The following is a 25,720-nucleotide window of genomic DNA, read 5'->3' on the forward strand; positions in this document are numbered from 1 at the left end:
CCTGTGCATCCTTCTGGATGTCACTGGATGCGCGGCGCTCTCATGGGGAGGTCAGGCGGTGCCTGGCCTTTTTCATTTTGCGCGTCTTGCCGCCGAAAGTGCACTGCGCGTCGGCCTGAACGTGCTAAGGGACGCTCCAGCAATTTGAGTCCGCTGCCGTATTGCTTTGCGCGTGGTCCTGACCGAAGACCCGGTCTCGCCATGTTTGCACCAGCTCCTGACAGGAGAAAGATTTTGACCGCCAATTCGAAGACAGCCCCTGATCAGGCCGTGTCCCTGTTCAGCAAGACGCAGACCCAGTCGATGTCACTCAACCGCATCATTTCCGAGCGCGATGCCGTCAGCGAGGCGCGGGAAGCCAAGACCGCGCGGCTACGCGAACAGCGCCTGGAGAAGGAGGCCGATGAGATGGCCGCGGCCGCGGCTCTCGCCGCTTTGCCGAAACGAGTCGGAAAACGCTGATGGCCACCAAGCGCGTCCCGCCTACTCCGATCGCGACCGATGCGACCATTGCCGACATGGTCGAAGGCCTCGACAAGCCGGTCGAATATGTCCGGCGCGTGCTGGAAAAACTCGAACGCTGCAAGCGTGCCCATGGCGACGCCCAGGTGCGCGTCGGCGTGCGTGGCCGGGCTGAGTGCCCGAACTACCTAATCGAGTATGTCCGCGAAGACACCAAGACGCATGAGCGGGTGACTTATCAGGATGCCGCCTACAGCGGCAGCACGCATCGCGAACTGGCGCCCCACCACATCGAGGCGGTGAAGAACTGGTCGCCCGAGGAAATGAACATCACGGCGGTTTCGGCGCTGATCGGCCGCTTGCGCAATCCGCGCGCTCTATCATCGCGTTTCGCCGACGAGGACTGACATGGCCATAAAATTCTCCGCCAAGGACCAGCCTGCAACGCCAGCTGCTGCAAAACCGGCCAAGCCGGTTGCGGCGCCGAAAGCCGGCGAAGCCGCGACCGATCTGTTCAAGTCGCCGGTGGATGCGCCAAAGGGCAAGACAGGCAAGAAGAAATAACACCTTGCCGCAAGACGCCGATCACAACCCTGCCGAGCCGGGACTGTTCGCCTTCGCGGCCGCTGCAAGTCTTTCGTCGTCGCAACGCAGCACCGGCCCTGTCTTCGACTGCCAGAGCTGCGGCGCCTGCTGTTCCTATTCGGCGGAGTGGCCGCGCTTTTCCACCGAGGATGACGCCCAGCTCGACCGCATCCCGGAAAAATATGTGGCGGCCAACTTGTCCGGCATGCGCTGCGACGGTGTGCGCTGCTCAGCGCTCTCCGGCGAGATCGGCAAGTCGACCGCTTGCGGGATCTACGAAGTTCGCCCGGATGTCTGCCGCGCCTGCATGCCGGGCGACGACGATTGCCTGATGGCGCGCCGCGCGCACGGATTACCGACGTCTTAAAGTCCTTTTTTCGCGCAGGTTGTCGCAAAACCGCTGCGCGCTTTTGGACGACACACACCGGCGCCGACTACCGGCGGCTTGTGTGTAACCTCCTTGCTGGCTACGCTGCGACAGGGCAGGGCGCCGGAGGAAACCACCGTGAGCATCGAATTTCTGTTGACGTCGCTGATCGTCGTGGCTTCGCCCGGCACCGGTGTTCTCTACACGCTGAGCGCCGGCCTTTCGCGTGGCGCGCGCGCCTCGATCATCGCCGCCTTCGGCTGTACGCTCGGCATCATTCCGCACATGGCGGCCGCCATCACCGGCCTTGCGGCGCTGCTGCACACCAGCGCGGTTGCCTTCGAGACGCTGAAATATCTCGGCGTCGCCTATCTGCTCTATATGGCCTGGAACACGCTGAAGGAGAAGGGTGGCCTGAGCGTCGAGCAGGATGTGACGCCGCGCTCGGCCGGCAAGGTGATTGCGACCGGCGTCCTCGTCAACGTGCTCAATCCGAAACTGTCGATCTTCTTCTTCGCCTTCCTGCCGCAATTCGTCAGCACCACCGAACCCAATGCGCTGTCGAAGATGCTGGAGCTCAGCTCCGTCTTCATGCTTTTGACCTTCGTTGTTTTCGTCGGCTACGGCATCTTCGCCGCCTCGATCCGCAGCCATGTCGTGTCGCGGCCGATGGTGCTGACCTGGATGCGCCGGACCTTCGCCGGCGCCTTTGTCATGCTCGGCGCAAAACTGGCGTTGGCAGATCGCTAGCGCCGAGTGGCCAAGGGCGGCTATCCCTTGACGTACCCCATCGCTTCGACGATCAGCCCGCCCTCGACGTGCATCAGATTGACGCCGCGGATGGAGTTGCCATCGGCGAGCCAATAGCGCCAACGGATCGTCGCCCGTTCGCCCGCAATGAATGTCTCCTCGAGGTCGAATCGCGTGCCGGGCTGGGTGGCGATCGTCGACCACAGCTGGACGCACGCCTCCCGACCGACATGACGGGCGCCGTCCGGTGCCGGCACAGTGTTTTCGATCACGCAGTGTTCGGCGACCAGGCCTGGCAGTGCCGACGGATCATGAAGCTGGAACACGTCGTTGAAGCGCTGCATGATTTCAGCTGTCTGCCTGGACTGTTCGTCCGGATGAACGGTCACGATGCTGTCCTGTTTCATATCATCCTCCTGATTTCATTGTTGCGTGGCGGCGGTCGCGACGAGCTCGGCTTTCAGCGTGATGGTTGCCACGCCGGCCAGGGCGCGCGACACAAGGCATGCCGCTTTCGCCGTTTCCGCAAGGTTCTGGAATTCGTCCGGGGCAATGCCCGGGATCTCGGCTTGGGTCTCAATTTCGATGCGGGTGATCGTCGGCCCGGCAGCGGTTGCGCCGAGATGCACCTTTGCGATCGTGTTGATGCTTGTCGGGATGTACTTGGCGCCGCCCAGTATGGCGCTCAAAGCCATCGAGAAGCAGCCGGCATGCGCTGCCGCGATCAGTTCCTCCGGGTTCGTGCCCGGACCGTTTTCGAAACGCGACGGAAAGGAATAAGCGCCTTCGAACACACCGCTGCCGAGCCGTAGCCGTCCTGAGCCTTCCTTCAGCGTGCCTTGCCACTCGGCCGAAGCTTCACGAATTGTCATTGTCTGCACTCCTTGGTTCCGAGAAATGGATGGGTCAGGCGCCGTCGACGACCACTTTTCCGAAGACGTCGCCCTGCTGGAAATAGCGGTACGCATCACCGGCTTCGGTGAAGGCAAAGACCTTGTCGATGACGGGCCGCAGCCGGTGATGTGAGACAGCGCGCAGCATGGCTTCGAGATTGGTCCGGCTGCCGACGAACAGGCGGCTGATGGTGGCGAGGCTACGCTGGTAGAGCGCTGCCGGCATCTCGATTGACCTGCCTTGCTGGTCCTGCAGCGTCAGCAGCACGATGTGCCCGTAGAGCGTGCTGGCGATCAGCGATTGCGCGAATGTCGCCGGGCCGCCGGTTTCGACAACGAGGTCGATGCCGCCTGTCTGGTCGCGGACAGTCGCACCCCATTCGGGCATCTCCGAAGTCGAGATCACAAGGTCGGCGCCCAGCATCCGCAGCCTCTCGGCCTTCTCGCCACGTGAGGTGACGGCGACGACGCGGCAGCCGAGCAGCTTGGCGAACTGTAGCGCAAACAGCGAGACGCCGCCCGAGCCTATGACCAGAACCCACTGGCCAGGCTTCGGAATTCCGGCGCCGGTCACCGCATTCCAGGCGGTCAGGCCGGCGCAGGTCAGCGTTGCTGCTTCATGCCAGTCGAGATGATCTGGCAGGCGCACGGCCCATTGCTCGTCGAGAACGGCATACTCGGCCAGCATGCCGTCAAGCGTGCAGCCGAGCTGGTCGATGAGGCCGGCGTTGATGCGGCCGTCGATCCAGCGGGCGAAATAACTGCCGGTGACGCGATCGCCAACGGCAAAGCGGGTGACGGCATCGCCGATGGCGACGATCTCGCCAGCCCCGTCGCTCAGGGGAACGACGCCCTGGCGCGGCGTCAGCGGATAGGTGCCGTTGAGGATCATCGTGTCGCGTCGGTTGAGCGAGGTGGCGCGAACGCGCACGACGATCTCATCCGGTTTCGGCTCCGGGCGCGCTTCGTCGCGCATCACCAGGCATTCCGTCCCGCCGGATCCTTCAAGACGATAGGCGTGCATGTCTGCTTTTCCCATAATATGTAGACTGATCTACATATTATGTAGACCGATTGTCATATTTGATGCAAGGCCTATAATGATTGCTACTGACAGAGGTTGACATGGCCAACGACACCCGCACCCGCATACTCGAGACGACAGCGCTGCTGCTCAGGCAGCGTGGCTATCACGGCACCTCGCTCAATGACATTTTGAGCGCCAGCGGTGCGCCGCGCGGCTCGCTCTACTTCCACTTTCCCGGCGGCAAGGACCAACTGGTCATCGAGGTGACGCGTGACAGCGTCGACAAGGTGACGCAAAGGCTGGGCGCGGCATTGGCCGCCGAGCAGGATCCGGCAGTGGCCGTCCACCATATCTACCAGGAGGTCGGACACATGCTCGAGGAGAACCAATTCACGCTCGGCTGCCCGATCGCACCCGTGGTGTTGGATTCACCGGTCGATGTGCCGGAGCTGGCCGAATTGTGCAGATCGGCCTTCGAGCAATGGATCGGCTTGCTGCGAGAGGCCTTCGTCAGGGCAGGGGTGCCCGAGCGCCGCGCGCATGCTTTGGCGCTGCTGGTCGAATCGTCGCTGGAAGGGCTGATGGTGATCGCGCGCGCCACCCGCGACCGCGCCCCGTTGCAGGCGGTCGCCGACGAAGTCGCGGCACTGATTGAAGGCGCGGTGCTGGCTGGAGAGGCACGGCGACGCGCGGATGCCGCGGTCTGAGGGCCGGTCAAGGCGCGACGATTTAAGGTACACGCAAACAGAAAGGGCGCCTTTCGGCGCCCTTTCCGTATCTGAAGGTTGATAGGGGCTGGATTAGAAGTCCATGCCGCCACTCAAGCCCGCTTGCGGGCTTGAGCAACTTGGATTCATGGGCGTGCTTTATGGACTTCTTAGAAGTCCATGCCGCCCATGCCGCCCATGCCGCCGCCGCCCATGCCGCCAGGCATGCCGCCGCCAGCCGACTCCTTCTTCGGAGCCTCCGCGATCATGGCTTCGGTGGTGACGAGCAGGCCGGCGACCGAGGCCGCGTCCTGGAGAGCCGTACGCACGACCTTGACCGGATCGACGATACCCATGGCGATCATGTCGCCATACTCGCCGGTCTGGGCGTTGTAGCCGAAGGTCGCGCCCTTGTTCTCGAGGATCTTGCCGGCAACGATCGATGCTTCCGCACCGGCGTTGGCCGCGATCTGGCGGGCCGGAGCCTGCAGTGCACGACGAACGATGTTGATGCCAGCGGCCTGGTCGGCATTGGCGCCGGTGGCCTTGATGTTGGCCGAAGCGCGCAGCAGGGCGACGCCGCCGCCTGCAACGATGCCTTCTTCCACGGCCGCGCGGGTCGCGTTGAGGGCGTCATCGACGCGATCCTTCTTTTCCTTGACTTCGACTTCCGTCGCACCGCCGACGCGGATCACCGCAACGCCGCCCGCGAGCTTCGCGAGACGTTCCTGCAGCTTCTCCTTGTCGTAGTCCGAGGTGGTCTCTTCGATCTGCTGCTTGATCTGGGCGACGCGGCCCTGGATCTCGGCCTTCTTGCCGGCGCCGTCGACGATGGTGGTGTTCTCCTTGGAGATCGACACCTTCTTGGCGCGGCCGAGCATGTTGAGGCCGACGTTCTCGAGCTTGATGCCGAGGTCTTCCGAAATGACCTGGCCACCGGTGAGGATGGCGATGTCTTCCAGCATGGCCTTGCGGCGATCACCGAAGCCCGGCGCCTTGACGGCGGCGATCTTCAGGCCGCCACGCAGCTTGTTGACGACCAGCGTGGCCAGAGCCTCGCCTTCGACGTCTTCCGAGATGATGAGCAGTGGCTTCGAGGTCTGCACGACGGCTTCGAGAACCGGCAGCATGGCCTGAAGGTTGGAGAGCTTCTTCTCGTGCAGGAGGATGTAGACGTCCTCGAGCTCGGCAACCATCTTGTCGGCGTTGGTGACGAAGTAGGGGCTGAGGTAGCCGCGGTCGAACTGCATGCCTTCGACGACTTCGAGTTCGGTCTCGGCGGTCTTGGCTTCCTCGACCGTGATGACGCCCTCGTTGCCGACCTTCTGCATCGCTTCCGCGATCATCTTGCCGACCGACTCGTCGCCATTGGCCGAGATCGTGCCGACCTGAGCAACTTCCTCGGAGGTCTTGATCTTCTTGGCAGCCTTGCCGAGCGCCGCGACGACTTCGGTCACGGCCAGATCGATGCCGCGCTTCAGGTCCATCGGGTTCATGCCGGCGGCAACCGACTTGTGGCCTTCCTGGACGATCGACTGCGCCAGAACGGTCGCGGTCGTGGTGCCGTCGCCGGCGATGTCGTTGGTCTTCGAAGCAACTTCGCGGACCATCTGCGCGCCCATGTTTTCGAACTTGTCCTCGAGCTCGATTTCCTTGGCGACGGTGACGCCGTCCTTAGTGATGCGCGGGGCGCCGAACGACTTGTCGATGACGACGTTGCGGCCCTTGGGGCCGAGAGTGACCTTCACCGCGTCGGCGAGGATGTTGACGCCGCGCAGCATGCGCTCGCGGGCATCACGGGAGAATTTTACGTCTTTGGCAGCCATTTTTAACTCCTGGCAAGGGCTTGGATTGAGCCCGGGAATTCAGTTGACGGAAAGTGCTGATATCAGCCGATGATGCCCATGATGTCGGATTCCTTCATGATCAGAAGGTCTTCGCCATTGAGCTTGACTTCGGTGCCCGACCACTTGCCGAACAGGATGCGGTCGCCGGCCTTGACGTCCAGCGGGACAAGCTTGCCGGCTTCGTCACGAGCGCCGGAGCCGACAGCGATGATCTCGCCTTCCTGCGGCTTTTCCTTTGCCGTATCGGGGATGATGATCCCGCCGGCGGTCTTGGATTCGGATTCGACCCGGCGAACGACCACGCGGTCATGAAGCGGGCGGAACTTCGACTTTGCCATTTTTTCTTCCTCGATGAGAACGGTGAGAACAGTTCCTCCGTCCGGCGACGCCGGACATATGGTTAGCACTCACCAATGGCGAGTGCTAACGTGGCGCTGAAATAGGCCGCCGGCCTGCCAGAGTCAAGGCGCGACACGCTGTCGAAACACGCGAAATTCGCATGAGGCGGCGGCTAGAGAAAGAGCCGCAACTGAGTGTGGATGATCGACCGGTAATCCTCGATGGTTTGCCGACTTTCCGCTTCGCCCTCGGCAAGTGCCAGGCGCACCACACCACCGGCTAGCTGGAAGATCAGCAGAACGATGCGTTCGAACTGCTCGCGCTTCTCGGGGGCGAGCAGGGGACTGACGCGGTCGCAGAACATCTTGGCTTGATGCCGGGTTTCGGCGATGTCGAGATTCTTGAGCGCCTTGTCGGCTTGGATGGCGTTCTGCAAATCCTGGATGGCCGGATCGCCGGCGACACGGCTGTGATAGTCGTCAAGCAGCCGGTCGGCCGCCACGATCACGTCCTTGGCCTCGCGGATGTCGCTGATGATCGCTGTCAGCCGCGTGCGGCTGACCTCGGAAAACCGCTCGTAGAGCATTGCCAGGATCGCCGACTTGTTGGGGAAGTAATGGTAGACGGTGGCGATCGGTCCGCCCGCCAGCATGCCGACCTCCTTCATTGTCACGGCGTCGATGCCCTTTTCGCCGATCAGCCGCATGGTTGTCGACAGGATCGCGTCAATGCGCTCGCGGCTGCGCTCCTGCTTGGGTTTGCGCCTGGGTTCGGTGGCCGTTCGCGTTGCTTCCATCATGCACGGGTCTTTCGCACGAGTTTCCAAATTCTGATTGACAAAAAATATGATCAAGTATCAGTTTCTGAAATGCTGACAGGTTGTCAGTTTTTTTGCCGCACGGCAAGGACGTTGGGAGACGCCTTTGACTTCGACAGATACCGGGCACACCGGAAGCGGCGACTGGCTGGTCGGCAATCCGACCGGCCGGCAGCTTGCCTCGGCGCTGTGGATCGGTTCGGTCGGCCTGCTCATCCTCGGACTGCAGCCGGTGCTGCTCGGCGCCCTTTTCACCGAGGGCCATGTCAGCGGCGATGAGCTGGCGCTGGTCGCCACCGCCGAGATGATCGCCATTGCTATCGGCTCGGCAATCGTGGCGATGCTGCTTTCGGCCCACAACATGCGCTGGAAAAGTGCGGCCCTTCTGCTCCTGCTGGCGATGGCGAATGTTTGGACGGCCTATGCCGCCGGCGCCAACATGCTGATTGCGGTTCGCGCCCTGGCCGGGCTGGCCGAGGGCGGCCTGGTGGCGGTCGCCACCGAACTCATTGCCCGCTCACGGCGGGCCGAGCGCATCGGTGGCTATTTCGTCACCATGCAAACGCTGGCGCAATGCGCGCTTGCCCTGCTGCTGGCGCTCTATGTCATCCCGGCAGCCGGGTCGGCGGGCGGCTTCATCGTTCTCGCCATCGTCTGCGTTGCCTCGCTGGCGGTCGCCTTCACCGTTCCCACTGACTATGCCGATCTGCCCAAGGAAGAGAATCTGGCCAATGTGCTGACGGTCCCTTCGATGACCGCCCTGCTGTCGGTCTTCTGCTACTTCATGTTCTTCGGCGCGGTGTGGGCCTTTCTGGAGCCGCTTGGCGCACAATACGGCATCGATGGCCGCACCGTTGGCCTGATCGTCTCGGCCAGCCTCGCGGTTCAGGTCCTGGGTGCGATGACGGCGACCGTGTTCGAGGCGCGCATCGACTACCGCCTTGCCATTGCGGCGATCGGTGCCGTCGCGTTTGTCAGCTCCCTGGTCCTCGCCAGCGGACCTGACCTCATCACATTCTGGGTTGCCGCCTTGATCATGGGCTTCATCCTCTTGTTCATCGTGCCTTACCAGATCCGGCTGGCGATCACCGCCGATGAGACGCGCACCGCCGTGCTGCTGGTGCCGGCGGCGCAGCTTTTTGGCCTGGCGATAGGGCCGGTCGCGGCGTCGCTGCTCATCGACGGCAAGGATTTTCGCCCGGTGCCGGAATTCGCCGCCACCAGCGCCATTGCCAGCGCGGCGCTGCTCGGCCTGTTCATCCTCGTGTCGCGGCGTCGCCGCGCCGTTGCCTGAGGAGGCAACATGTCGAACACCTGGAGCAACTGGTCCGGCTACGTCAGCGCTGAACCGCAGCTGATTGCCACCCCAACTGACGCCGGCGAACTCGGTGATCTCGTTCGCACCGCACCCGGTCCGGTCCGCGTCGTCGGAGCCGGCCATTCCTTTACGCCGCTGGTAAAATCCGAGGGCACGATCCTGTCCTTGGAGAGACTGGAAGGGCTGGTCTCGCACAACGCCGAAAAGCATCAGGCACGCGTGCGGGCAGGGACCCGGCTCGGCCCGCTCATGCACATCCTGCAAGGCATCGGCCAGGGCCTGCCCAATATGGGCGACATCGACCGCCAGGCGATCGGTGGCGCGCTCGGCACCGCCACGCATGGCTCTGGACCGACGCTCGGCGCCTACCACACGCAGCTTGAAACAGTGCAGATCGTCGACGGGCTTGGCAAACTCCGCGACTTCAAGCGGGCAGGGGATCAGGAGATGATCCATGCGGCCGGCGTCGCACTTGGCGCCTTCGGCGTGATGACCGAGGTGACGCTGAACAACATTGCGACCTACCGGCTGCGCCGCCGCAAATGGGTGCTGCCGATCGCCGACATGCTGCGCGATTTCGAAACGATGATGGCCGCGCATCGTTCGGCCGAATTCTACTACATTCCGTTTTCCGGCTATGCGCAGTTCATCGCCAGCGATTTCAGCACCGCGGCGACCACCACGCGCCCGACCGAGGATGACGAGGGCGGGTTGAGGACGCTGCGCCGGCTGCGCACCGGGCTCGCCTGGCTGCCGTCGCTCCGCCGCCGGCTGATCCGCGGCGCCGTCGCGAAAGTGCCTGCCGAGGATTATGTGCAGGACTGGCTCAACGTCTATGCCAGCGACCGGCAGACCAAGTTCAACGAGATGGAATATCATCTGCCGTTCGAGGAGGGGCCGAAGGCGCTGGCCGAGATCATCGAACTGACGGAACAGCGTTTTTCCGAGGTCTATTTCCCGATGGAAGTTCGCTCCGTCGCACCGGATCAGTTTTGGCTTTCGCCATTCCACAACAGGCTGACCTGCTCGATCGCCATCCACCATGACGCGGCAAGCGATCCGCTGCCGTTCATGAGGGCGGCCGAGCCGATCTTCCGCAAGTATGGCGGCAGGCCGCATTGGGGCAAGATGCACAGCCTGAAGGCGGCGGACTTGAAAAAGCTCTATCCGCGCTGGGACGACGCCATGGCGGTCCGCCGCGACATCGACCCGCAAAACCGACTCATCTCGCCATACATGGCCGGCCTGTTCGGCATCGACCAATGAGCGCCTATTTCGTCGCTCTTTCGGACGCGTTGAAGCAAGCCGGTATCTTCCAGCCCTGTCTGCTGCTTGATCGCGATCGGCTGGACCGCAACATTGTCCTGGTGAAAGAGAGGCTTGACGCCGGCCTTGCCGTGCGGCTGGTCGACAAGTCGCTCGCTTGCCTGCCGCTGCTGTCACACATCGGCAAGGCTCTAGGCACCAATCGATTCATGACTTTCCATCCGCCGATCAGCGGAGCGGTGTTGAAGGCATTTCCAGATGCCGATCTGCTCTATGGCAAGCCGATGCCGGTCGAAGCGGCAAGGGCGGCACTGGTGAAAGGGGACGCCGACTGGTCGCGTGTCTGCTGGCTGATCGATACCCAGGAGAGGCTGGCCGAGTATGGCGCACTCGCGGACGAACTCGGCGTCGAGCTGCGCATCGCCTTCGAGATCGATGTCGGGCTGCATCGCGGCGGCTTTGCCAGCCCGGAGGCCTTATCGAAAGCATTAGGCGCGCTGCCGGCTCACCAACGGCTGCATTGCGAAGGCGTCATGGCTTACGAGGCGCATGCGCCGCTCATCCCCGGCCTGTTCGGCGGGCCGGCCAAGGCGTTGGCGAAAGCTTCGGAACGGGCCACCGCCTTCGTCGCGTGCCTCGGCGCCGACCAGCGCCGCATCCTCAACATCGGCGGCAGCAAGACCGCGCTGCTACACCATCGCAGCGCTGCCAACGAGGTGTCGATGGGCTCGGCCTTTGTGCTGCCGAGCGATTTCGATACGCCCGGCCTCGAAGGCTTCCAGCCGGCGGCCTTTATCGCGACGCCGATCCTGAAAGTGGTAGAGCCGAAGCTGCCCGGCCCGCCGGCCGTCACCCGCCTGCTGCAGGCGCTCGGCCGCTTTCCACGCAAGGGCTGCTATCTCTATGGCGGCAAGTGGATGGCCGAGCCGGCCTTTCCCGAAGGCATGAAGACGAACAGCCTGCTCGGCCTCTCCTCGAACCAGCAATTCATGGGTCTGCCGGCTGACGCGACCGCAGGGCCTAGCGACTACGCCTTCCTGCGCCCGACGCAGAGCGAGGCGGTGCTGCAGCAGTTCGGATCGATCGCGGTGTTCTCCGGTGGCAGGATAACCGATCGCTGGCCGGCACTGCCGATGATGTAATCCTGACTACGCTTTGATCGGTATCCAGATCTCCAGCCCGCCATTGCCGCTGCGCGGATCGAATTCGGGGCCGTAGCGCTCGAATTCGGGAGCATCCGCGATCTCGTGACCGGAGGCCGGCAGCCATTTGTTCCAGATCGTGTTGACGGTCCGGCGGATGGTCGAGATGTGCTCGCGATGGGCAAAGACGGCATATTTGTGCGCTGGCACGCGCACCCGGCTGAGCTCCTTCGGCAGGTCGGAAAAATCCGACACTTCGACGCCGGCGATGTAGTCGAAATTGCCGGCATCGTCGCCGTTGACGCAGACGCCGTAGGCGACGTCGCTGGTCTCGCCCGGAATGTTGCCGATATAGGGACCGAAACGTTGCCACTGCATGGGAATGGCGGCGCTCGATTCGCAGCTGTAGCGTTCGCCGAGGCCGGCGATCAGGAACGGCCGGCTGGTTTCGAAGCGCGGTGGTTCGAGGTGGGCAAGGAAGGACTGGTCCATCAGGATCGGCTCCACGAGATCGAGGTTGTCGAGCGTGCCTCGCGCGCGCACCAGTTCCGGCGTGGTGCCGAACTGGTCGCGGAAGGCGCGGGTGAAAGCCTCATGCGAGTTGTAGCCGGCGTCGAGCGCGAGCGAGAGGATGTCGGGCGCCCCGCGGGCCAGCTTGCGCGCCGCTTCGGTCAGCCGGCGTGCGCGCATGTAGCCCATCACCGAGCGGCCGGTGGCGGCCCCGAAAGCCCGCGTCACATGAAAGCGCGACACGCCACTGCTTTGGGCGATATCGTCGAGCGAGACCGCCTCGGGCAGATGGCTCTCGACGAACCACAGCGCTTTTTCCGTCGGATTCATCGAGTTCCTTCCCGCGTTGGCCAGATCATCTTGCTGTCTCTCCAAGCGGCCAGTTTGATTGAAATTGCGCACTGGGCAATAATGCACCAAATCCCGTGCCGCGTTGATGTGGGTTCGACGCGGCATGATGTGCAGTGTCCGGGGAGGGGTCCCAATGACGACGGCGACTGCCGGTCAGCTTTTCCGGTTCGGCGGATACACTCTCGACCTAGACAGGGGAACGTTGCGTGGCGTCAACGAGCCGCTGTTCCTGCGCCCGAAGGCCTACGCGCTGCTTTCGCACCTTGCCCGCAACATGGGCCGCGTCGTTCCGAAATCGGAACTGATGGATGTCGTATGGCCGGGTGTCTACGTCACCGAGGATTCGCTGACCCAGTCGATCCGCGAAATCCGCAAGGTGCTCGGCGACGATATGGTGCGTACTGTATCCAAGCGCGGCTATATGCTCGCCGCTGAAGCCGAGACCGCGCCGGAGATCGGGGCGCAACCGGTCGTGGCCGTGATACGCTTTCGCAACGACAGCGGTGATCCGGCCGACGAGGCGGTGGTCGACGGCTTTGCCGAGGATATCATCAACGGCCTGGCGCGCTTTGGGACGGTCACGGTGCTCGCCCGCAATTCGAGTTTTTCGTTCGCCTCCTTCGGACGCGACGAGTGGTCTCAAATCCGCGCCCGCATCGGCGCCGATTATCTTGTCGAAGGATCGCTGCGACGCCAAGGCGAGCAAGTGATAACGGCCGTGAACCTGATCGATATCGCGACTGCGAGCCAACTCTGGGGCGACCGCTACCAGTCGCAGGGCACAGGCCTGTTCGCCATCGAGCAGGAGGTCGTCGAGCAGATCGTCGGCAGGCTGGTTACGCGGGTCACCAATGCAGGGCTGCAACAGGCATCGCGCAAGCCGGTCACCAGCCTTGCCGCCTATGAACTGGCTTTGCGCGGCTTTGCGCTGTTGCGCGACCCGGCCCAGACCGACCAGAAAGGTGCGGAGGCTCTGTTCGAGGCGGCAATCGCCAAGGATCCGAACTATGGACTGGCCTACACTTATCTCGCTCTGACGCGGGCGCTGGATGGAGAATTCGGGCGCGCCAGCGACGCAGTGCTGGAAAATGCGCGCGATCTCGCCGACAAGGGCCTGGCATTGTCGCCGGACCAGCCGACCGGCCACCGTGTGCAGTCATTGATCAGGCTGTATATGCGCGACCATGAAGCGGCCGAGCATCACATGCGCATCGCGCTGCAGCTCAATCCCTACGATGCCGACTGCATCGAGCAGATGGGCATGCTGCTCACCATGCGCGGCCGGCCGCTGGATGCGCTGACGTGGCTGGCGCGCGGCATCCGCATCGATCCCTTGCACCCGCACTGGTACCAGTTTGACAGGGCTCTGGCACTCTACATGATGGGGGAATACCGGCAGGCGGCGGAGGCGCTGGAGTTAGCCACGCGTCCCGCGCCCTGGATACGCACCAGGCTGGCGGCCTGCTATGCCCAGATAGGCGACATGGAGCGGGCGCGGCGGCAGATCGCCCTCATCGAGCCGGGCGATCCGTTTTCGCCGATCGACTACGCGCTGCGCGGCGTGCCATTCGAGAACAAGGTCGACGCCGAGCACCTTGCGGAAGGCGTCAGACTCGCACTCGGCGAGACCACGTCCGAGGCCGGTCAATCGACGACCACCACGATATAGCGGCCCTGATAGGCACGGTAGTATGTGCCGCCGCAACGCCAGACATCGAAGCCGTTGACCTTGGTGCGCACGCAGCCTGTCGGCAGTGTGGCGACCCAAGCCGTGGTGTGTCTCAGCACGCGCCATGCTGTGGTCCGCCGCGCCACGCCTGCGGCACTGCGGGGCGTCCAGGGCTGACCGATACGCGCCTCGGCCTGGCTGATGAATGACAGCGCCGGCAAGGTGCTGCCGATGATCTCTACGGCGAGGCCAATAGCGGCCGCCGTGGCGATCAGGCTGATCTTATTCACGGATTCTATAGGCATTTTCTCTCTCCTGATTTTGGTCATGATGAAACGTCTTTTCAGTACGCGCGAAAGCGCACGCCGTTGCGTTGGCGGATTCAAGCCAGGCTGTGCATGGTGCCTGAGATGCGATAGGGAGCGCGCTCGGCGATCCGAGGCCTGATGGCGAGGCCCGCGATGTACCGCTGGAAGGAGGCTGCTTCCTGGACCGGTGAGGCCAGCGCGACATGGCCGTCCGGCCTCACCAGATAGGCGCCGTCGCGCTGCAGGCCAGCGGCCTTGGCCATGTCCGACCAAGCGAAGGCATGGATTGGGATGCCGGCGGGCGCAAGCATCGCCCGGAACTCGGCATTGAGTTCGCCATAGACATGCACCTGCCAATCCAGCGATCGCAGCGGCTCGAAATTGTCGTCCCTGGTGCCGGCGATATAGGGCAGGCGGTCGCCACCCTCGATCTTACCGGCCTTGCCGCTGCTGATCGGACTTTCGCGGTAGCGGATGCGGGTCTGCGAAATCAGCCCGAAAAACGCGCGCGATCCCACCGTCGTCCCGAGCACTATGCGCAGGATCTTCGGCATCAGGTAGCGGCGGAACAGCCCGACCAGCCGCGAGCGGCTGGTGGCGACCCGAAACGCCTGGTCGGTGCTGTCGATCAGCTTGCGGGCGAAGGCGATGCGCTCCGGCTCGTAGCTGTCGAGCAGGCGCTGGTCGGCGCGCCCCTGCACCACTGCAGCGAGTTTCCAGGCGAGGTTAACCGCATCGCCCATGCCGGTATTCATGCCCTGGCCGCCGGCCGGGCTGTGGATGTGGCCGGCATCGCCGGCGAGGAACACCCGGCCGATGCGGAAATTCTCGGCGACTCGATGATGCACGCGGTAGGTCGAGAACCAGTTGACCAGATGAACCTTGACGCCGGTGTCACGCTCGACATCGGCGCGGATCGTCTCGAAGGTGATCGACTCGTCGGCCTCATGCGCTTTCGGCACGATGCCGATCAGACGCAGGGAGCCCGATTGCCGGACCGGCATGACGATGGCGAAGCCATAGGAGCTGATGACAGTGTCCATGCCATTGCGTGTGACGTCGCCGCGACCGTCGACGTCGGCGACGTAGAAGGACTGTTCGTAGGTGCCGCCGGGAAAGCCGATGTTCAGCCCGTGGCGCACGGCGCTGCGAGCGCCATCGCAACCGGCCAGGTAGGCGGCACTGACCGTTTCAGTGCGGCCGTCCCTATTCAAGGTAACGACGACAGCATCGCCCTTGTCCTCCAAGGCGACCAGCTCCGTGTCGCGCTCGACCTCGACGCCGGCACGTTCCAGGTGCGTGATCAGCACGCGCTCGTGGATGTCCTGCGGCAACGCGAAAGCGAACGGGTAGGGGCTGATGCCGCGGCCGAAGTCGGGTGAGCGGCAACCTGGCTGCTATGCCGGCCGGCGTGTGCACGGTGAGCTGTTCGATCCGCACGCCGGCGGCGAGCACGTCCTCGACGATGCCGATCTGCCGATGGAACTCCAGCGTCCGTGCCTGGACGGCCAGCGCACGCGAGGTTTCGCCTGGACCGGACGCCTTGTCGAAGATGCGGACCGGCACGCCGAGTCGCGTCAACCAGAGCGCGAGCGTCAGCCCGGTCGGCCCGGCACCGGCAATGAGGACCTTGGTCTTTGACATGCTCATTTTTCTTCTCCTTGAACAGTGCGGACTTTTTCGCCAGCCGCATGGTCTTGCGATTTCGGGGCCGAAAAATCCCGATTCGTTTCTGAAAATTTTCCGATGTTTGGTTGAGTTGGTCGTCTGCTTGTGCAGGCATCGCCACCGCCTCGAGCTATCGGCGCGGCAAGGATCGCGGCACGGCGGGCCGGGAATGTTGCCTTGAGTGGACAGCCTCAGCAGAGCGTCGCTTGACAGCGCCAAGGGATACCCCGGTCAGTTTCATCGAATGCGCATCGAGCAAAGTCGAAACGAAGATGATCGGCCGATCCTGCAAGACGCCCATCTTTTGGGGGCGACGAGAATTGGGCCGGAAAAGGCTATCGAAGCGATTGCGCAAACGTTTCGATGGCCCTATTGTTTCCCAAAATCCGCCAAGACCAATGAGAGCGGACTGGAACGCATCATCAGGGAGGAGCGCTTGCCAGCACTCCGTTTGAGTCACCATGCCGACAATGGCTGAGGTCGCGCGCCGCGCAGGCGTGTCGGTTTCGACCGTTTCGCATGTTATCAACCGCACCCGCTTTGTCTCGCCGCAGAAGGCGCAGCTCATCAATGATGCGATCGCCGCCATGGGTTATCAGCCCAACGAGCTGGCGCGATCGTTGAAAGTGGCCTCGACCAACAGTGTGGGCTTGGCGATCTCGGCGATTTCCAACCCCTATTTCACCGACATCATCTGCGCGGTGGAGGCCGAATGCGCGCGCCTTGGCCTCATGGTCTTCCTCTCTGATACGCAGGAGGATCCCGACCGCGAGCTTTCGGTGGTGCGGGCCTTCCACCAGCGGCGGGTCGACGGCGTCATCCTGGCGCCGTCGGGCGCGCCGCAGCGGGCCATCGACTATCTGGCAGAGAAGAAGCTGCCCTGCGTGCTCATCGACCGCTTCGCCGACGACCGCTTCGACCAGATCGGCGTCGAGAACCAGTCGTCGATGCGCGCGCTGATCGATCACGTCGCCTCTTTCGGCCACAAGCGCATCGGCTACATCGCCGGCCAGCCGGATCTGGCGACGACGCGCGAACGCATCGACGCCTTTCGCGAGTCGCTGGCCGCCAATGGACTCGAGTGCCTGCCGCACTATGTCTCGCCGGAGAACGTCGACACGGCGGGCGCAACGGCATCGACCCACGCTATCCTGTCATTGCCTTCGCCACCTACGGCATTGGTCACCGGCAACAACATGACGACGATCGGAGCGGTGCGGGCGATCCGCGAACGAGGCCTTTCGATCCCGGCGGACCTTTCGCTTGCAGGCTTCGACGATTTCGAATGGGCAGACTGCTTCGAGCCGCGCCTGACGCTTGTCGCGCAGCCCTGTACCGAGATCGGACGACAGGCGGCTGCCTTGCTCTGCGCCCGCATCGCATCCACCGGTTTGGAGCCGCAGGCGGTGCGGCTGCAGGCCGCGCTGCAGGTCCGTCAATCCTGCGCGAGGCCGGCATGAGTGCGCCGCTGCTGTCGGTCACCGGCGCGGTCAAGCGCTTTGGCGGCGTCCAGGCGCTGCGTGGCGTCGACTTCGACCTCAAACCCGGCGAGATCCATGCGCTGCTCGGCGAAAACGGCGCCGGCAAGTCGACCCTCATGAATCTGTTGTCGGGTGTCTATGCGCCGGACGAGGGCACCATCCAGATCGACGGCAAGCCAGTGCGCTTCAACAATCCGCGTGAAGCGCAGGCGGCCGGCATCGCCACCATTTTCCAGGAGCTCGACCTGGTGCCAACGCTCGACGTGGCGGCCAACCTCTTCCTCGGCCGCGAACTGATGCGGCCGGGCGGCTTCCTTGACGTGCCGGCGATGCGCAGCGAGGCCCGCAAACGGCTCGAAGCCATAGAGCTTGCCATCGATCCCGCCAGCATGGTGGCGAACTTGTCGATCGGCCAGCGCCAGGTGGTGGCGATAGTCAAGGCGCTTTCCTACGCCTCGCGCGTGCTGATCATGGACGAGCCGACGGCAGCGCTGACGGTGGGCGAGGTCGAAAGGCTCTTCGACATCATGCGCAAGCTCGCCGCCAGCGGCGTCGGCATCGTCTATATCTCGCATCGCCTGGAAGAGGTGCCGCAGATCGCCGACCGGGTTACGGTGATGCGCGACGGTCGCGTCGCCGGCGTCACCGAGCCACATGCGCCGCAGGCCGAGCTGGTGCGCCTTCTGGTCGGGCGACCGCTGGATGAGCTTTATCCCGAGCGCGCCAGGGAGGCTGGCAAGACGCTGCTCAGCCTGCGCAATGCGAGCTTCAGGCTCGCCCATGAAAGCGCTGGATGGCAGCCGCCGACAGGCATCTCACTCGACGTCAAGGCGGGTGAGATCGTCGGGTTGGCCGGCATCATGGGGGCAGGGCGTACCGAACTCTTGAGCGCGCTCTACGGCACCGGCCTTACCGGCCGCTGGGAGGGTGATGTCGCGGTCGACGGCCGCCCGGTAAAGCTCGATTCCATCAAAGCCGCACGCGACGCCGGCATCGCCTTCGTCACCGACGATCGGCGCGGCAGCGGCTTGATGCTGAGGATGGCGGTGGGCCTCAACCTGGTCATGTCGGTGATCCGACGCATCTCACCCTTCGGGCTGATGTCGGCGCGCCGGCAGGCGGACGCGGTGAAGCAGTCCTTCGGCCAGTTCGATATCAGGCCGAAGAATCCTGACATCGCCGTCGGCGCGCTTTCGGGTGGCAATCAGCAGAAGGTGGTGCTCGCCAAGGAGATCCTCGGCAATCCCCGGCTGCTGCTGCTCGACGAACCGACGCGCGGCGTCGATGTCGGCGCCAAGGGTGAGATCTACACGCGGCTGCGGCAACTGGCTGCACAGGGCCTCGGTATTCTGGTCGCTTCCAGCGAGATGCCGGAGCTGATCGGCCTGTGCGACCGCATCGTGGTGCTGCGCCAAGGGCGCAACGTGGCGGAATTCATCGGCGGCGTCGACGAGCACACGGTGCTTGACGCGGCAAATGGCAGGGAGGCCTGATGTCTGAGCAGAAGATTTCGGCGGCAAGCGGCCCGGTGGCCGCAGCACCGGTGCATCGTGATCCGCTAGCCTTGGTAGTGCGCTTCCAGAGCCTGATCGGCCTCGTCGTCGTGGCGATCGGCGGCGTCATCTTCTCGCCGCGGCGGCATGGCGAAATCTTGTTCCTCAATCCCGACAACATCGCCAACATCGTTCGCGCCGTGTCCGAGACCGGCATCATCGCCATTGGCATGACCTTTGTCATCATCACCGCTGGCATCGACCTTTCTGTCGGCGCTGTGCTCGGGCTCTCCAGCGTCGTCACGGCATCGATGATGATCTCGGGCGGCTTCGGGCTCATCCCCACCATCCTCGCGGTGCTCGTCATGGGCATCGTCTTCGGCGTCATCCAGGGCACCATCTCCAGCCGCTTCCGGCTCGAGCCGTTCATCGTGACGCTCGCCGGCCTGCAGGCGGCGCGCGGACTGGCGTTGGTCGTGTCGGGCAATCAGTACATCAACATTTCCTATGGCGACGGGCCGGGGCTGGCGCCACCGGTGTTCGCGGTGCTGGGTGAGCGGCTGTTCGACAACACCGTGCCTGTGGCGACGATCGTGTTCATCGTCTTTGCCGCGATCGCCACGATCGTGCTCAACACCACACGTTTCGGCCGCTATGTCTTTGCCGTCGGCGGCAACGAGCGCGCGGCGCGTATTTCCGGCGTGCCGGTGTCGATGGTCAAGATATCGGTCTACGCCATCACCGGCTTTGCCGCCGCACTTGCCGGCATCGTGCATGCCGGCCAGTTCAATTTTGGCAGTGCCAATGACGGCATGGGCTACGAGCTTACCGCGATTGCCGCCGTGGTCATCGGCGGCACCAGCCTGTTCGGCGGCGCCGGCTCGATGGTCGGCACCGTCGCCGGCACCATTATGCTCGGCGCGCTCGCCAACATCCTTCAGCTCAACAACATCACCCCCGCCATGCAGCTGCTCGCGACCGCCGCGATCATCGTGCTGGCGGCAGTGCTTCAATCCCTCGTTCGTCGCCGCGAGGGTTTGGGTCGTTAGGAGGTTGGCGGCAGGAAGTCGAAGTCAACCAAGGTCTGGCCCCGGCCCGACGAGGAGGAGAGTGAGTATGAAAACCACAAGACAAAGGCGTGCCCTCAAGGCCGCGCTTCTGGCAGGCGCTGGCCTGTGCATCGCGGGAGCCGCCCAGGCTGCCGATCCCATGGTCAAGGCCTGCGCCAAGGACGGCCAGTTCATCATCGGCTTTTCGCAAGCCAACAATGCCGAACCCTATCGTCAGCACGTCAATGACGAGCTGACCGCGGCGGCCAAGGAAGTGCCGGGCTTCACGCTGCAGATCGCCGACGGCGCCGGCAACGTCAACACGCAGACCTCGCAGGTCGACAATTTCATCACCCAGAAGGTCGATTTGCTGTTGATCTCGCCCTTCGAGGCGGCACCGCTGACGCCGGCGGTCAAACGCGCCATGGATGCCGGCATCCCGGTCATCGAACTCGATCGCAAGACGGTCGGCGATCCCGGCAAGGACTACACCGCCTTCATCGGCGGCGACAATTACAAGATCGCGCTCGAGGCGGGCAAGTATACCGCCAAGACCTTGCTGCCCGATGGTGGCGAAGCAGCCGTGCTCGAAGGACTGCCAAGCTCTACGCCCGCAGTCGAACGGCTGAACGGCTTCAAGGATGGCGTCAAGGAGAATGCCAAGATCCAGGTCGTCGCCGAACAAGCCGCCGACTGGGTGCCGGACAAAGCCCAGACCGCCTTCTCGGCCATGCTGCAGGCGCACCCCGACATCAAGGTGCTCTATGCCTCGAACGACATGATGGCGGCTGGCGCGCTGCTCGCTGCCAAGGGTGCCGGCAAGGACGTCAAGATCATCGGCACCGACGGCTTGCCGGGACCTGCCGGCGGCATCGAGGCGGTGGCGAAAGGCGACTGGGCCGCGACCTTCACCTATCCGACCGGTGCCAAGGAAGCGATCGAGATGTCGAAGAAGATCCTGCTCGATTGTGCCTCATCGGTGGATTCGACCGTCACCGTCGACACCACCGCGATCACGCCCGAGAACGCCAAGCAGCTCGCCGGCAAGTAAGCTCTTGTAGACTGTCCAGGGCGGGGTCCAGACCCCGCCCTGCGCGCGTTCGCAACCCTCACCGGCAAGTCGACCGGCTCTGATCGCGGTGGGCAAGAGTTCGCTGGATCACACGGGGCGCGTGACGTCACGGACGAAGATAGCGATATCGCTACGACGACTGTCCGGAGGAAGGGTGTGTGTCACCCCTTCTGCCTCGTCAGCCGCTCCAGCGCATCCACGATCAAATCGCAGAATTTTTGATGGTCGAGCTTCATCGCAACGGTGTGGCGGAAGTCGACCTGCTCGCTCGCCGTGCCGCCGAAATGGTGCATGCCACCCATCTTCTCGAAATTGCAGACCGTCATGCCCTTGGTCCAACGGCCGGCAAGCTCGACGCGGATGTCGGCCTTCTCGGTGGTGAAGACGGTCGGGTCGATCATCGCCGCGACGCAGCACGCGTCATGGATGGCAGGATACTCGATCTGCAGGAGGCCCCCATGCGTGGTCGCAATGAACTCCCAGATATCGAGGATGAACTTGGCCATCGGGCCGCCGACGGCGCGCACCCTGTCCTGAAGTCCCTTGGTGGCCAGCGCCTGGTGCGTGAGATCGAGCCCCACCATGGTGACGTCCCAGTTGGCCCGGAACACCACGTCGGCGGCTTCCGGGTCGGCATAGACGTTGAACTCCGCCGCCGGCGTGATGTTGCCTCTGGTATAACTTCCCCCCATCGCGACGACCCCTTTCACCCGCTCGACGATGCGGGGGTCCTTGCGCACGGCAAGTGCAATGTTGGTGTACGGACCGACCGGCACCAGCGTGATCGTCTTCGGCTCATGCGTCATGACTGTGTCGATGATGAAGTCGACGGCATGGCGCTTGTCGAGTTCGAACGAGGCGGGCGGCAGTACGGGGCCGTCGAGCCCGGTTTCGCCATGGATCTCGATGGCCAGCACCTGATCGATGAGGAGCGGACCGGGAGAGCCCTTCGCCACCGGCACCTTGATGCCGTAGGCGGTGCATACCGAAAGGGCATTGCGCGTGGTGTTTTCGACATTGTGGTTGCCCGACACCGTGGTGATGCCGAGGAGATCGATCCGTGGATTGCCTGCCGCCAGCAGGATGGCGATAGCGTCATCATGCCCAGGGTCGCAGTCCAGTATGATCTTTTCCATGTGGCACCTCTTTTGCCGGCCGAGCCTGTCGGGACAAGAGACTGCCGCACCTACGCCGTCAAGCGTCTGGCGCTCAGCCGACCCAGCGTAGAGTTTCCAAACAGGCGCTCACACCGTCCAGAAATAGCGCACGATGTGAAAGAAGACCGGGGCAGCGAAGACCAGGCTGTCGGTGCGGTCCATCATGCCGCCATGACCTTCGATCAGATGGCCCCAGTCCTTGACGCCCTGGTCGCGCTTGATGGCCGAGGCGACCAGTCCACCCAGAAAACCCATCGAGCAGGCGACGAAGGCCACGGCTGCCGCCTGCAGCGGCGAGAACGGCGTCACGAACGACAGCAGCGCGCCGAGCAGGCTCGCCGACACCAGTCCGCCGATCAGGCCTTCCCAGGTTTTCGAAGGCGAGACGTTCGGCGAAAAACGGTGTTTTCCGAACAGCTTGCCGAAGATGTATTGCAGCACGTCGCTGCCTTGCACGACGATGATCAGGAAGGCGATCAGCAACAGGTTGCGGCCTTCGAAGCCTGGCACATTGAGGGTTAGCAGCGCCGGAACGTGGCTGACGCAATAGACCGAGATCATCACCGCCCATTGCTGGGCGGCGATCCGCTCGAGAAAGCGTTCGGTGTCGCCATGCAGCGCGGTGATGGCCGGCATCAGCAGGAAGCAGTAGACCGGAATGAAGATGACAAAGAGCCCGTACCAGGCGGTCCACACCAGCCAGTATTGAAACGGTATGATGATGCCGAACATGCCGAGCAGCACCCAATGGTCGCTGCGGCTTGTATGCGTCAACGTCACGAATTCGCGCAGCGCCGCAAACGAAATCAGCGCGAACAGGATGGTCATGCCGTCGCGGCCGAAGAAGAAGGCGACCGTTATCAACACCACCATCACCCACCAGGCGTTGATGCGCTGGGTGAGGTTGACCAACGTTGAACTGAGCGGCTTCGGCGCCCGCGCCGAAAGTATGGCGGCGACGATGCTGGCGGTGGTCAGCACCGCCAGCAGGCCGATGATCAGAATGGAGATTTCGTGGCGCATCAATCGTCTCGCTCGGGGCGCGGGTTGAGCGCCAGAAGCGTGGCGTGGGCGCGCTCGAGAAAGGCGCGGCGTTCTTCGCCTGGAGCCACAGCCACCGGCGCGCCGAAGACGACGCGGCACAGCAGCGGCACCGGCAGGAACTGGCCCTTGGGCAGCACGCGCGACATGTTCTCGATCCAACAGGGGATCAGCTCGACCTCAGGCCGTGCCATCGAAAGATTGTAGAGCCCCGAGCGGAATGCCAGCAGCGGCTCTTCGGTCATGTTGCGCGTGCCCTCGGGAAACAGGATCAGCGAATGGCCCTGGTCGAGAACGGACAGCATGATCTCGATCGGGTTTTCTTCGGGTCTCGTCCATTGCCGGTTGATGAGCACCGACGACAGCATGTCCTCGGCGATGAAGCGGCGCAGCCGCGACTTTCCCCAGTATTCGCCGGCGGCAACCGCGTGAGTGACGGCGCGCTCTTTCTCGCTCAGGCAGGCCGACAGCAGGATGAAGTCGCCGTGGCTGGTGTGATTGGCGAAATAGATGCGCTGCCGGTCGGACGGCAGGCTGCCATTCCAGATCGGACGCACCCCGGTCACCACCCAGGCCAGCGCCGAGAGGCCGACGGAGGTTACCGTCTGCAGCAAGGTGAAGGTCGTGAGCGAAAGCTTGCTCATCGCGGCGCCCAAAACCCCGCCGCCAGAAGCGCTGCGGCAAACAGGGCCAGCCCGGCGCGCTGCTTGAACAGCAAGCGACGGGTGCCGGCCATGCGGTCGTCGAGCGGGCGTGTCGTGGAGGGCGAAGTTTTCAGGCGCATGCGCGCCAGTATGTCATCCACCGCGGCGCCACCGGAAGCCTCGTCGTGGCTGGCCATCAGCCGGAACAACAGCGCGTCGAACACCAGGAGCGCCGACAGCGCCAGCACGGCAACCGCGCTCGCGGCTGTGACCGACAGCGCAATGGCCGCAGGCAAGGTCTCGAAGGCGCCGCGCGTCGAAGCAGCCAAAGGCGCAAGGATATTTGCCGCCACCACAGTCGCAGCCGGCCATGCGGCTTGCTTCATCAGCATGCGGGCGAAGCGATCGGCCCGTTCCTGGTCGGCATTGCCCGTCATGCCGCCCGTTCCTCGGCCTCGGCAAGATGAACCGGCCGGCCGGTCGCCATCAGCATCTCGCGGGCAAGCTTCGGCGTCCTGGCCCTGCCGGTCGCCACCAGCCATTCGGCGACAACGCCGGCGCTGCGCTGGAAGCCGAGCGCGCAGCAGACCAGCACGGTGCCGTCGCGGCGCGCGCTCTCCAGCGCGCTGGCTGCCTGCTCAAGCATCGTCACGGGCGGCGGCAACAGGTCGATCATCGGAAAGCTGATCCAGCGGCAATCTGCGGCCGCCGGCTTTTCAAGTTCGGCGGCGAGGTCGATCACTGTGCCGAAGCCGCTGGCCTCGCTTGCCGTCGGAAAGCGGCCGAGAAAGACACCGTCACTGACGGCCACGAACGGCGGGAGATTACGCGTCCAAATCGCGGCATTCACCCCAGCGCCCAGCCGGTAGGGCCAAAGCAGGACGCAGCTTGCCAGGGACACATGACCTTCCGCAGTTTTCTGGAACACCTTTGCGCCGGCCCCGGCATAGCCGAAGGCGACGATGGCCAGTGCAAGTGCCGGCCAAAGCAGGATGAGTGCCGTGGCGGAAAAGAAGGCGCCAAGCGCGGCTCCGGCCAGCGCAAGGACGGCGCCCAGCGCATAGAACAGCGCCAACCGGCGCGCCTTGGTATCGCTGGTCAGCCGGGCGCCTGAAAACGGCAACTCGCCGGCGCGCGGAAACAGCCACAGGGCAAAAAAACCGAGCAGCGCGCCGGTCGGGATGTCGATGAAATGATGTTGCCAGGTCGTCAGCACCGAGGCGCCGATCAGGAAGCACCAGCCATGCCAGAGCGGCAGGAGGAGGCCGCCGAGCCGGTGGCGCCAGTGATCCCAGATGATCACCAGCAGTGCGATATGCAGTGACGGCGCCTGGTTGAACGGCTTGTCGAAACCGCCAAGCACGGCAAACAGGAAACCCGGCAGGCCGCTCGTTGCAGGCCGCACGAACGTCAGCGTCAGCGGGAAGAGGATGAAACAGGCAACGGCGACGATCTGCGCGGTGAGATAACGTCCGGCCAGGCGGTCGACCCCTTGCCTGGTGTCGTTGAGCAGCAGCGACAGGCCGTAGAACAGGTTGATCGACCAGTAGGGCACGATGGTCCAGGCGAGGAAGGGGATGCTGTGTTCCCAGGCGAACACGATGCTGCCGACGTCGTCGCGCCGCGACGCCAGCCAGTTGGCGAAGCCGTAGCTGAGGTAGAAGAACGGCGCCAGGAAGGCCAGCCAAAGGGCTGCCCTGACGACCACCCGGCCATAAGGTTCTGCGCGCACCGTGGATGCAAGCGATGACGCCATC

30 protein-coding genes are annotated in these 25,720 nt (G+C 63.8%); 15 read left to right on the plus strand and 15 right to left on the minus strand.

Annotation, left to right across the window (positions count from 1 at the left end; translation table 11 throughout):
- Positions 1-234: 234 nt before the first annotated feature.
- From AC1D08_RS26685 to AC1D08_RS26705, 5 genes are all read left to right on the plus strand, one after another.
- A complete protein-coding gene (locus tag AC1D08_RS26685; protein ID WP_095086096.1) occupies positions 235-462 on the plus strand; it encodes a hypothetical protein in 228 nt (75 codons plus the stop codon).
- Complete coding sequence (locus AC1D08_RS26690) at positions 462-869, plus strand: hypothetical protein (protein ID WP_457150659.1); 408 nt, start codon at positions 462-464, stop codon at positions 867-869. Before AC1D08_RS26685 ends, AC1D08_RS26690 begins: the two co-directional genes overlap by 1 nt.
- A 1-nt stretch (position 870) precedes the next feature.
- On the plus strand, positions 871-1,026 hold the full coding sequence (locus AC1D08_RS26695; RefSeq protein WP_457150660.1) for a hypothetical protein: 156 nt from the start codon (positions 871-873) through the stop codon (positions 1,024-1,026).
- Positions 1,027-1,030: 4 nt separating this feature from the next.
- Complete coding sequence (locus AC1D08_RS26700; protein WP_457150661.1) at positions 1,031-1,414, plus strand: YkgJ family cysteine cluster protein; 384 nt, start codon at positions 1,031-1,033, stop codon at positions 1,412-1,414.
- A 138-nt stretch (positions 1,415-1,552) separates the two neighbouring features.
- The gene (locus AC1D08_RS26705; RefSeq protein ID WP_457150662.1) at positions 1,553-2,164 is read left to right on the plus strand and encodes a LysE family translocator; all 612 of its coding nucleotides are present in this window, start codon (positions 1,553-1,555) and stop codon (positions 2,162-2,164) included.
- A gap of 20 nt (positions 2,165-2,184) precedes the next feature.
- Here the strand turns inward: AC1D08_RS26705 and AC1D08_RS26710 are convergent, their stop codons facing one another.
- The 3 genes from AC1D08_RS26710 to AC1D08_RS26720 are packed head-to-tail and all read right to left on the minus strand — an operon-like array spanning position 2,185 to position 4,081.
- Positions 2,185-2,571 (minus strand): nuclear transport factor 2 family protein, encoded by a 387-nt coding sequence (locus tag AC1D08_RS26710; RefSeq protein WP_457150663.1) that lies wholly within the window; start codon positions 2,569-2,571, stop codon positions 2,185-2,187.
- A gap of 15 nt (positions 2,572-2,586) precedes the next feature.
- Positions 2,587-3,036, minus strand: coding sequence for an OsmC family protein (locus AC1D08_RS26715; RefSeq protein ID WP_457150664.1), 450 nt, complete (start codon positions 3,034-3,036; stop codon positions 2,587-2,589).
- Positions 3,037-3,070: 34 nt separating this feature from the next.
- Entirely contained in the window at positions 3,071-4,081 is a 1,011-nt protein-coding gene (locus tag AC1D08_RS26720; RefSeq protein WP_477424436.1) for a zinc-dependent alcohol dehydrogenase family protein, read from the minus strand.
- 101 nt (positions 4,082-4,182) lie between these two features.
- Here AC1D08_RS26720 and AC1D08_RS26725 point away from each other — a divergent pair, with 101 nt between their 5' ends.
- Entirely contained in the window at positions 4,183-4,791 is a 609-nt protein-coding gene (locus AC1D08_RS26725; protein WP_457150666.1) for a TetR/AcrR family transcriptional regulator, read from the plus strand.
- Positions 4,792-4,961: 170 nt separating this feature from the next.
- On the opposite strand, the gene groL is transcribed toward AC1D08_RS26725, so the two are convergent.
- The 3 genes from groL to AC1D08_RS26740 form a co-directional block, all read right to left on the minus strand.
- The gene (gene groL / locus AC1D08_RS26730; protein ID WP_095086076.1) at positions 4,962-6,617 is read right to left on the minus strand and encodes a chaperonin GroEL; all 1,656 of its coding nucleotides are present in this window, start codon (positions 6,615-6,617) and stop codon (positions 4,962-4,964) included.
- 62 nt (positions 6,618-6,679) lie between these two features.
- On the minus strand, positions 6,680-6,976 hold the full coding sequence (groES, locus tag AC1D08_RS26735; RefSeq protein WP_006203049.1) for a co-chaperone GroES: 297 nt from the start codon (positions 6,974-6,976) through the stop codon (positions 6,680-6,682).
- Positions 6,977-7,149: 173 nt separating this feature from the next.
- Positions 7,150-7,776: a TetR/AcrR family transcriptional regulator gene (locus AC1D08_RS26740; RefSeq protein WP_095086073.1), complete on the minus strand. Its 627-nt coding sequence runs from the start codon at positions 7,774-7,776 to the stop codon at positions 7,150-7,152.
- 124 nt (positions 7,777-7,900) lie between these two features.
- Between AC1D08_RS26740 and AC1D08_RS26745 the strand changes: the two genes are divergently transcribed.
- The 3 genes from AC1D08_RS26745 to AC1D08_RS26755 are packed head-to-tail and all read left to right on the plus strand — an operon-like array spanning position 7,901 to position 11,520.
- On the plus strand, positions 7,901-9,088 hold the full coding sequence (locus tag AC1D08_RS26745; RefSeq protein WP_457150667.1) for an MFS transporter: 1,188 nt from the start codon (positions 7,901-7,903) through the stop codon (positions 9,086-9,088).
- Between the two features lie 9 nt (positions 9,089-9,097).
- A complete protein-coding gene (locus AC1D08_RS26750) occupies positions 9,098-10,378 on the plus strand; it encodes a D-arabinono-1,4-lactone oxidase (RefSeq protein ID WP_457150668.1) in 1,281 nt (426 codons plus the stop codon).
- Positions 10,375-11,520 (plus strand): alanine racemase, encoded by a 1,146-nt coding sequence (locus AC1D08_RS26755; protein ID WP_477424439.1) that lies wholly within the window; start codon positions 10,375-10,377, stop codon positions 11,518-11,520. The genes AC1D08_RS26750 and AC1D08_RS26755 overlap by 4 nt, the downstream gene beginning before the upstream one ends.
- Before the next feature lie 6 nt (positions 11,521-11,526).
- On the opposite strand, the gene AC1D08_RS26760 is transcribed toward AC1D08_RS26755, so the two are convergent.
- Positions 11,527-12,360, minus strand: coding sequence for a GyrI-like domain-containing protein (locus AC1D08_RS26760; RefSeq protein WP_457150670.1), 834 nt, complete (start codon positions 12,358-12,360; stop codon positions 11,527-11,529).
- A gap of 154 nt (positions 12,361-12,514) precedes the next feature.
- Here AC1D08_RS26760 and AC1D08_RS26765 point away from each other — a divergent pair, with 154 nt between their 5' ends.
- The gene (locus tag AC1D08_RS26765; protein WP_457150671.1) at positions 12,515-14,050 is read left to right on the plus strand and encodes a winged helix-turn-helix domain-containing tetratricopeptide repeat protein; all 1,536 of its coding nucleotides are present in this window, start codon (positions 12,515-12,517) and stop codon (positions 14,048-14,050) included.
- Here AC1D08_RS26765 and AC1D08_RS26770 read toward each other — a convergent pair.
- The 3 genes from AC1D08_RS26770 to AC1D08_RS26780 all read right to left on the minus strand — a co-directional run bounded on the left by AC1D08_RS26770 (position 14,026) and on the right by AC1D08_RS26780 (position 16,008).
- Entirely contained in the window at positions 14,026-14,355 is a 330-nt protein-coding gene (locus AC1D08_RS26770; protein WP_457150672.1) for a hypothetical protein, read from the minus strand. The genes AC1D08_RS26765 and AC1D08_RS26770 overlap by 25 nt on opposite strands.
- A gap of 77 nt (positions 14,356-14,432) precedes the next feature.
- A complete protein-coding gene (locus AC1D08_RS26775) occupies positions 14,433-15,668 on the minus strand; it encodes an FAD-dependent monooxygenase (protein WP_457150673.1) in 1,236 nt (411 codons plus the stop codon).
- Entirely contained in the window at positions 15,565-16,008 is a 444-nt protein-coding gene (locus AC1D08_RS26780) for an FAD-dependent oxidoreductase (RefSeq protein WP_457150674.1), read from the minus strand. Before AC1D08_RS26780 ends, AC1D08_RS26775 begins: the two co-directional genes overlap by 104 nt.
- A 199-nt stretch (positions 16,009-16,207) precedes the next feature.
- Here AC1D08_RS26780 and AC1D08_RS26785 point away from each other — a divergent pair, with 199 nt between their 5' ends.
- From AC1D08_RS26785 to AC1D08_RS26805, 5 genes are all read left to right on the plus strand, one after another.
- Positions 16,208-16,504: a hypothetical protein gene (locus AC1D08_RS26785; RefSeq protein WP_457150675.1), complete on the plus strand. Its 297-nt coding sequence runs from the start codon at positions 16,208-16,210 to the stop codon at positions 16,502-16,504.
- Complete coding sequence (locus AC1D08_RS26790; protein ID WP_457150676.1) at positions 16,488-17,486, plus strand: LacI family DNA-binding transcriptional regulator; 999 nt, start codon at positions 16,488-16,490, stop codon at positions 17,484-17,486. Before AC1D08_RS26785 ends, AC1D08_RS26790 begins: the two co-directional genes overlap by 17 nt.
- Positions 17,483-19,000, plus strand: coding sequence for a sugar ABC transporter ATP-binding protein (locus AC1D08_RS26795; protein ID WP_095086051.1), 1,518 nt, complete (start codon positions 17,483-17,485; stop codon positions 18,998-19,000). The genes AC1D08_RS26790 and AC1D08_RS26795 overlap by 4 nt, the downstream gene beginning before the upstream one ends.
- Positions 19,000-20,049 carry an ABC transporter permease gene (locus AC1D08_RS26800; RefSeq protein WP_457151785.1) on the plus strand — a complete coding sequence of 350 codons (1,050 nt, stop codon included), beginning with the start codon at positions 19,000-19,002 and terminating at the stop codon, positions 20,047-20,049. Before AC1D08_RS26795 ends, AC1D08_RS26800 begins: the two co-directional genes overlap by 1 nt.
- A gap of 67 nt (positions 20,050-20,116) precedes the next feature.
- A complete protein-coding gene (locus AC1D08_RS26805) occupies positions 20,117-21,100 on the plus strand; it encodes a substrate-binding domain-containing protein (protein WP_457151784.1) in 984 nt (327 codons plus the stop codon).
- Positions 21,101-21,282: 182 nt separating this feature from the next.
- On the opposite strand, the gene AC1D08_RS26810 is transcribed toward AC1D08_RS26805, so the two are convergent.
- From AC1D08_RS26810 to AC1D08_RS26830, 5 genes are all read right to left on the minus strand, one after another.
- Positions 21,283-22,257 carry a nucleoside hydrolase gene (locus tag AC1D08_RS26810; RefSeq protein WP_457151783.1) on the minus strand — a complete coding sequence of 325 codons (975 nt, stop codon included), beginning with the start codon at positions 22,255-22,257 and terminating at the stop codon, positions 21,283-21,285.
- Between the two features lie 108 nt (positions 22,258-22,365).
- Entirely contained in the window at positions 22,366-23,301 is a 936-nt protein-coding gene (locus AC1D08_RS26815; RefSeq protein ID WP_457151782.1) for a phosphatidate cytidylyltransferase, read from the minus strand.
- A complete protein-coding gene (locus AC1D08_RS26820; protein ID WP_457151781.1) occupies positions 23,301-23,963 on the minus strand; it encodes a lysophospholipid acyltransferase family protein in 663 nt (220 codons plus the stop codon). The genes AC1D08_RS26815 and AC1D08_RS26820 overlap by 1 nt, the downstream gene beginning before the upstream one ends.
- The gene (locus AC1D08_RS26825) at positions 23,960-24,400 is read right to left on the minus strand and encodes a hypothetical protein (RefSeq protein ID WP_457151780.1); all 441 of its coding nucleotides are present in this window, start codon (positions 24,398-24,400) and stop codon (positions 23,960-23,962) included. The genes AC1D08_RS26820 and AC1D08_RS26825 overlap by 4 nt, the downstream gene beginning before the upstream one ends.
- Entirely contained in the window at positions 24,397-25,719 is a 1,323-nt protein-coding gene (locus AC1D08_RS26830) for a phosphatase PAP2/dual specificity phosphatase family protein (protein WP_457151779.1), read from the minus strand. The genes AC1D08_RS26825 and AC1D08_RS26830 overlap by 4 nt, the downstream gene beginning before the upstream one ends.
- Position 25,720 lies beyond the last annotated feature (1 nt).

Source organism: Mesorhizobium sp. P2_E6 (assembly GCF_056403835.1).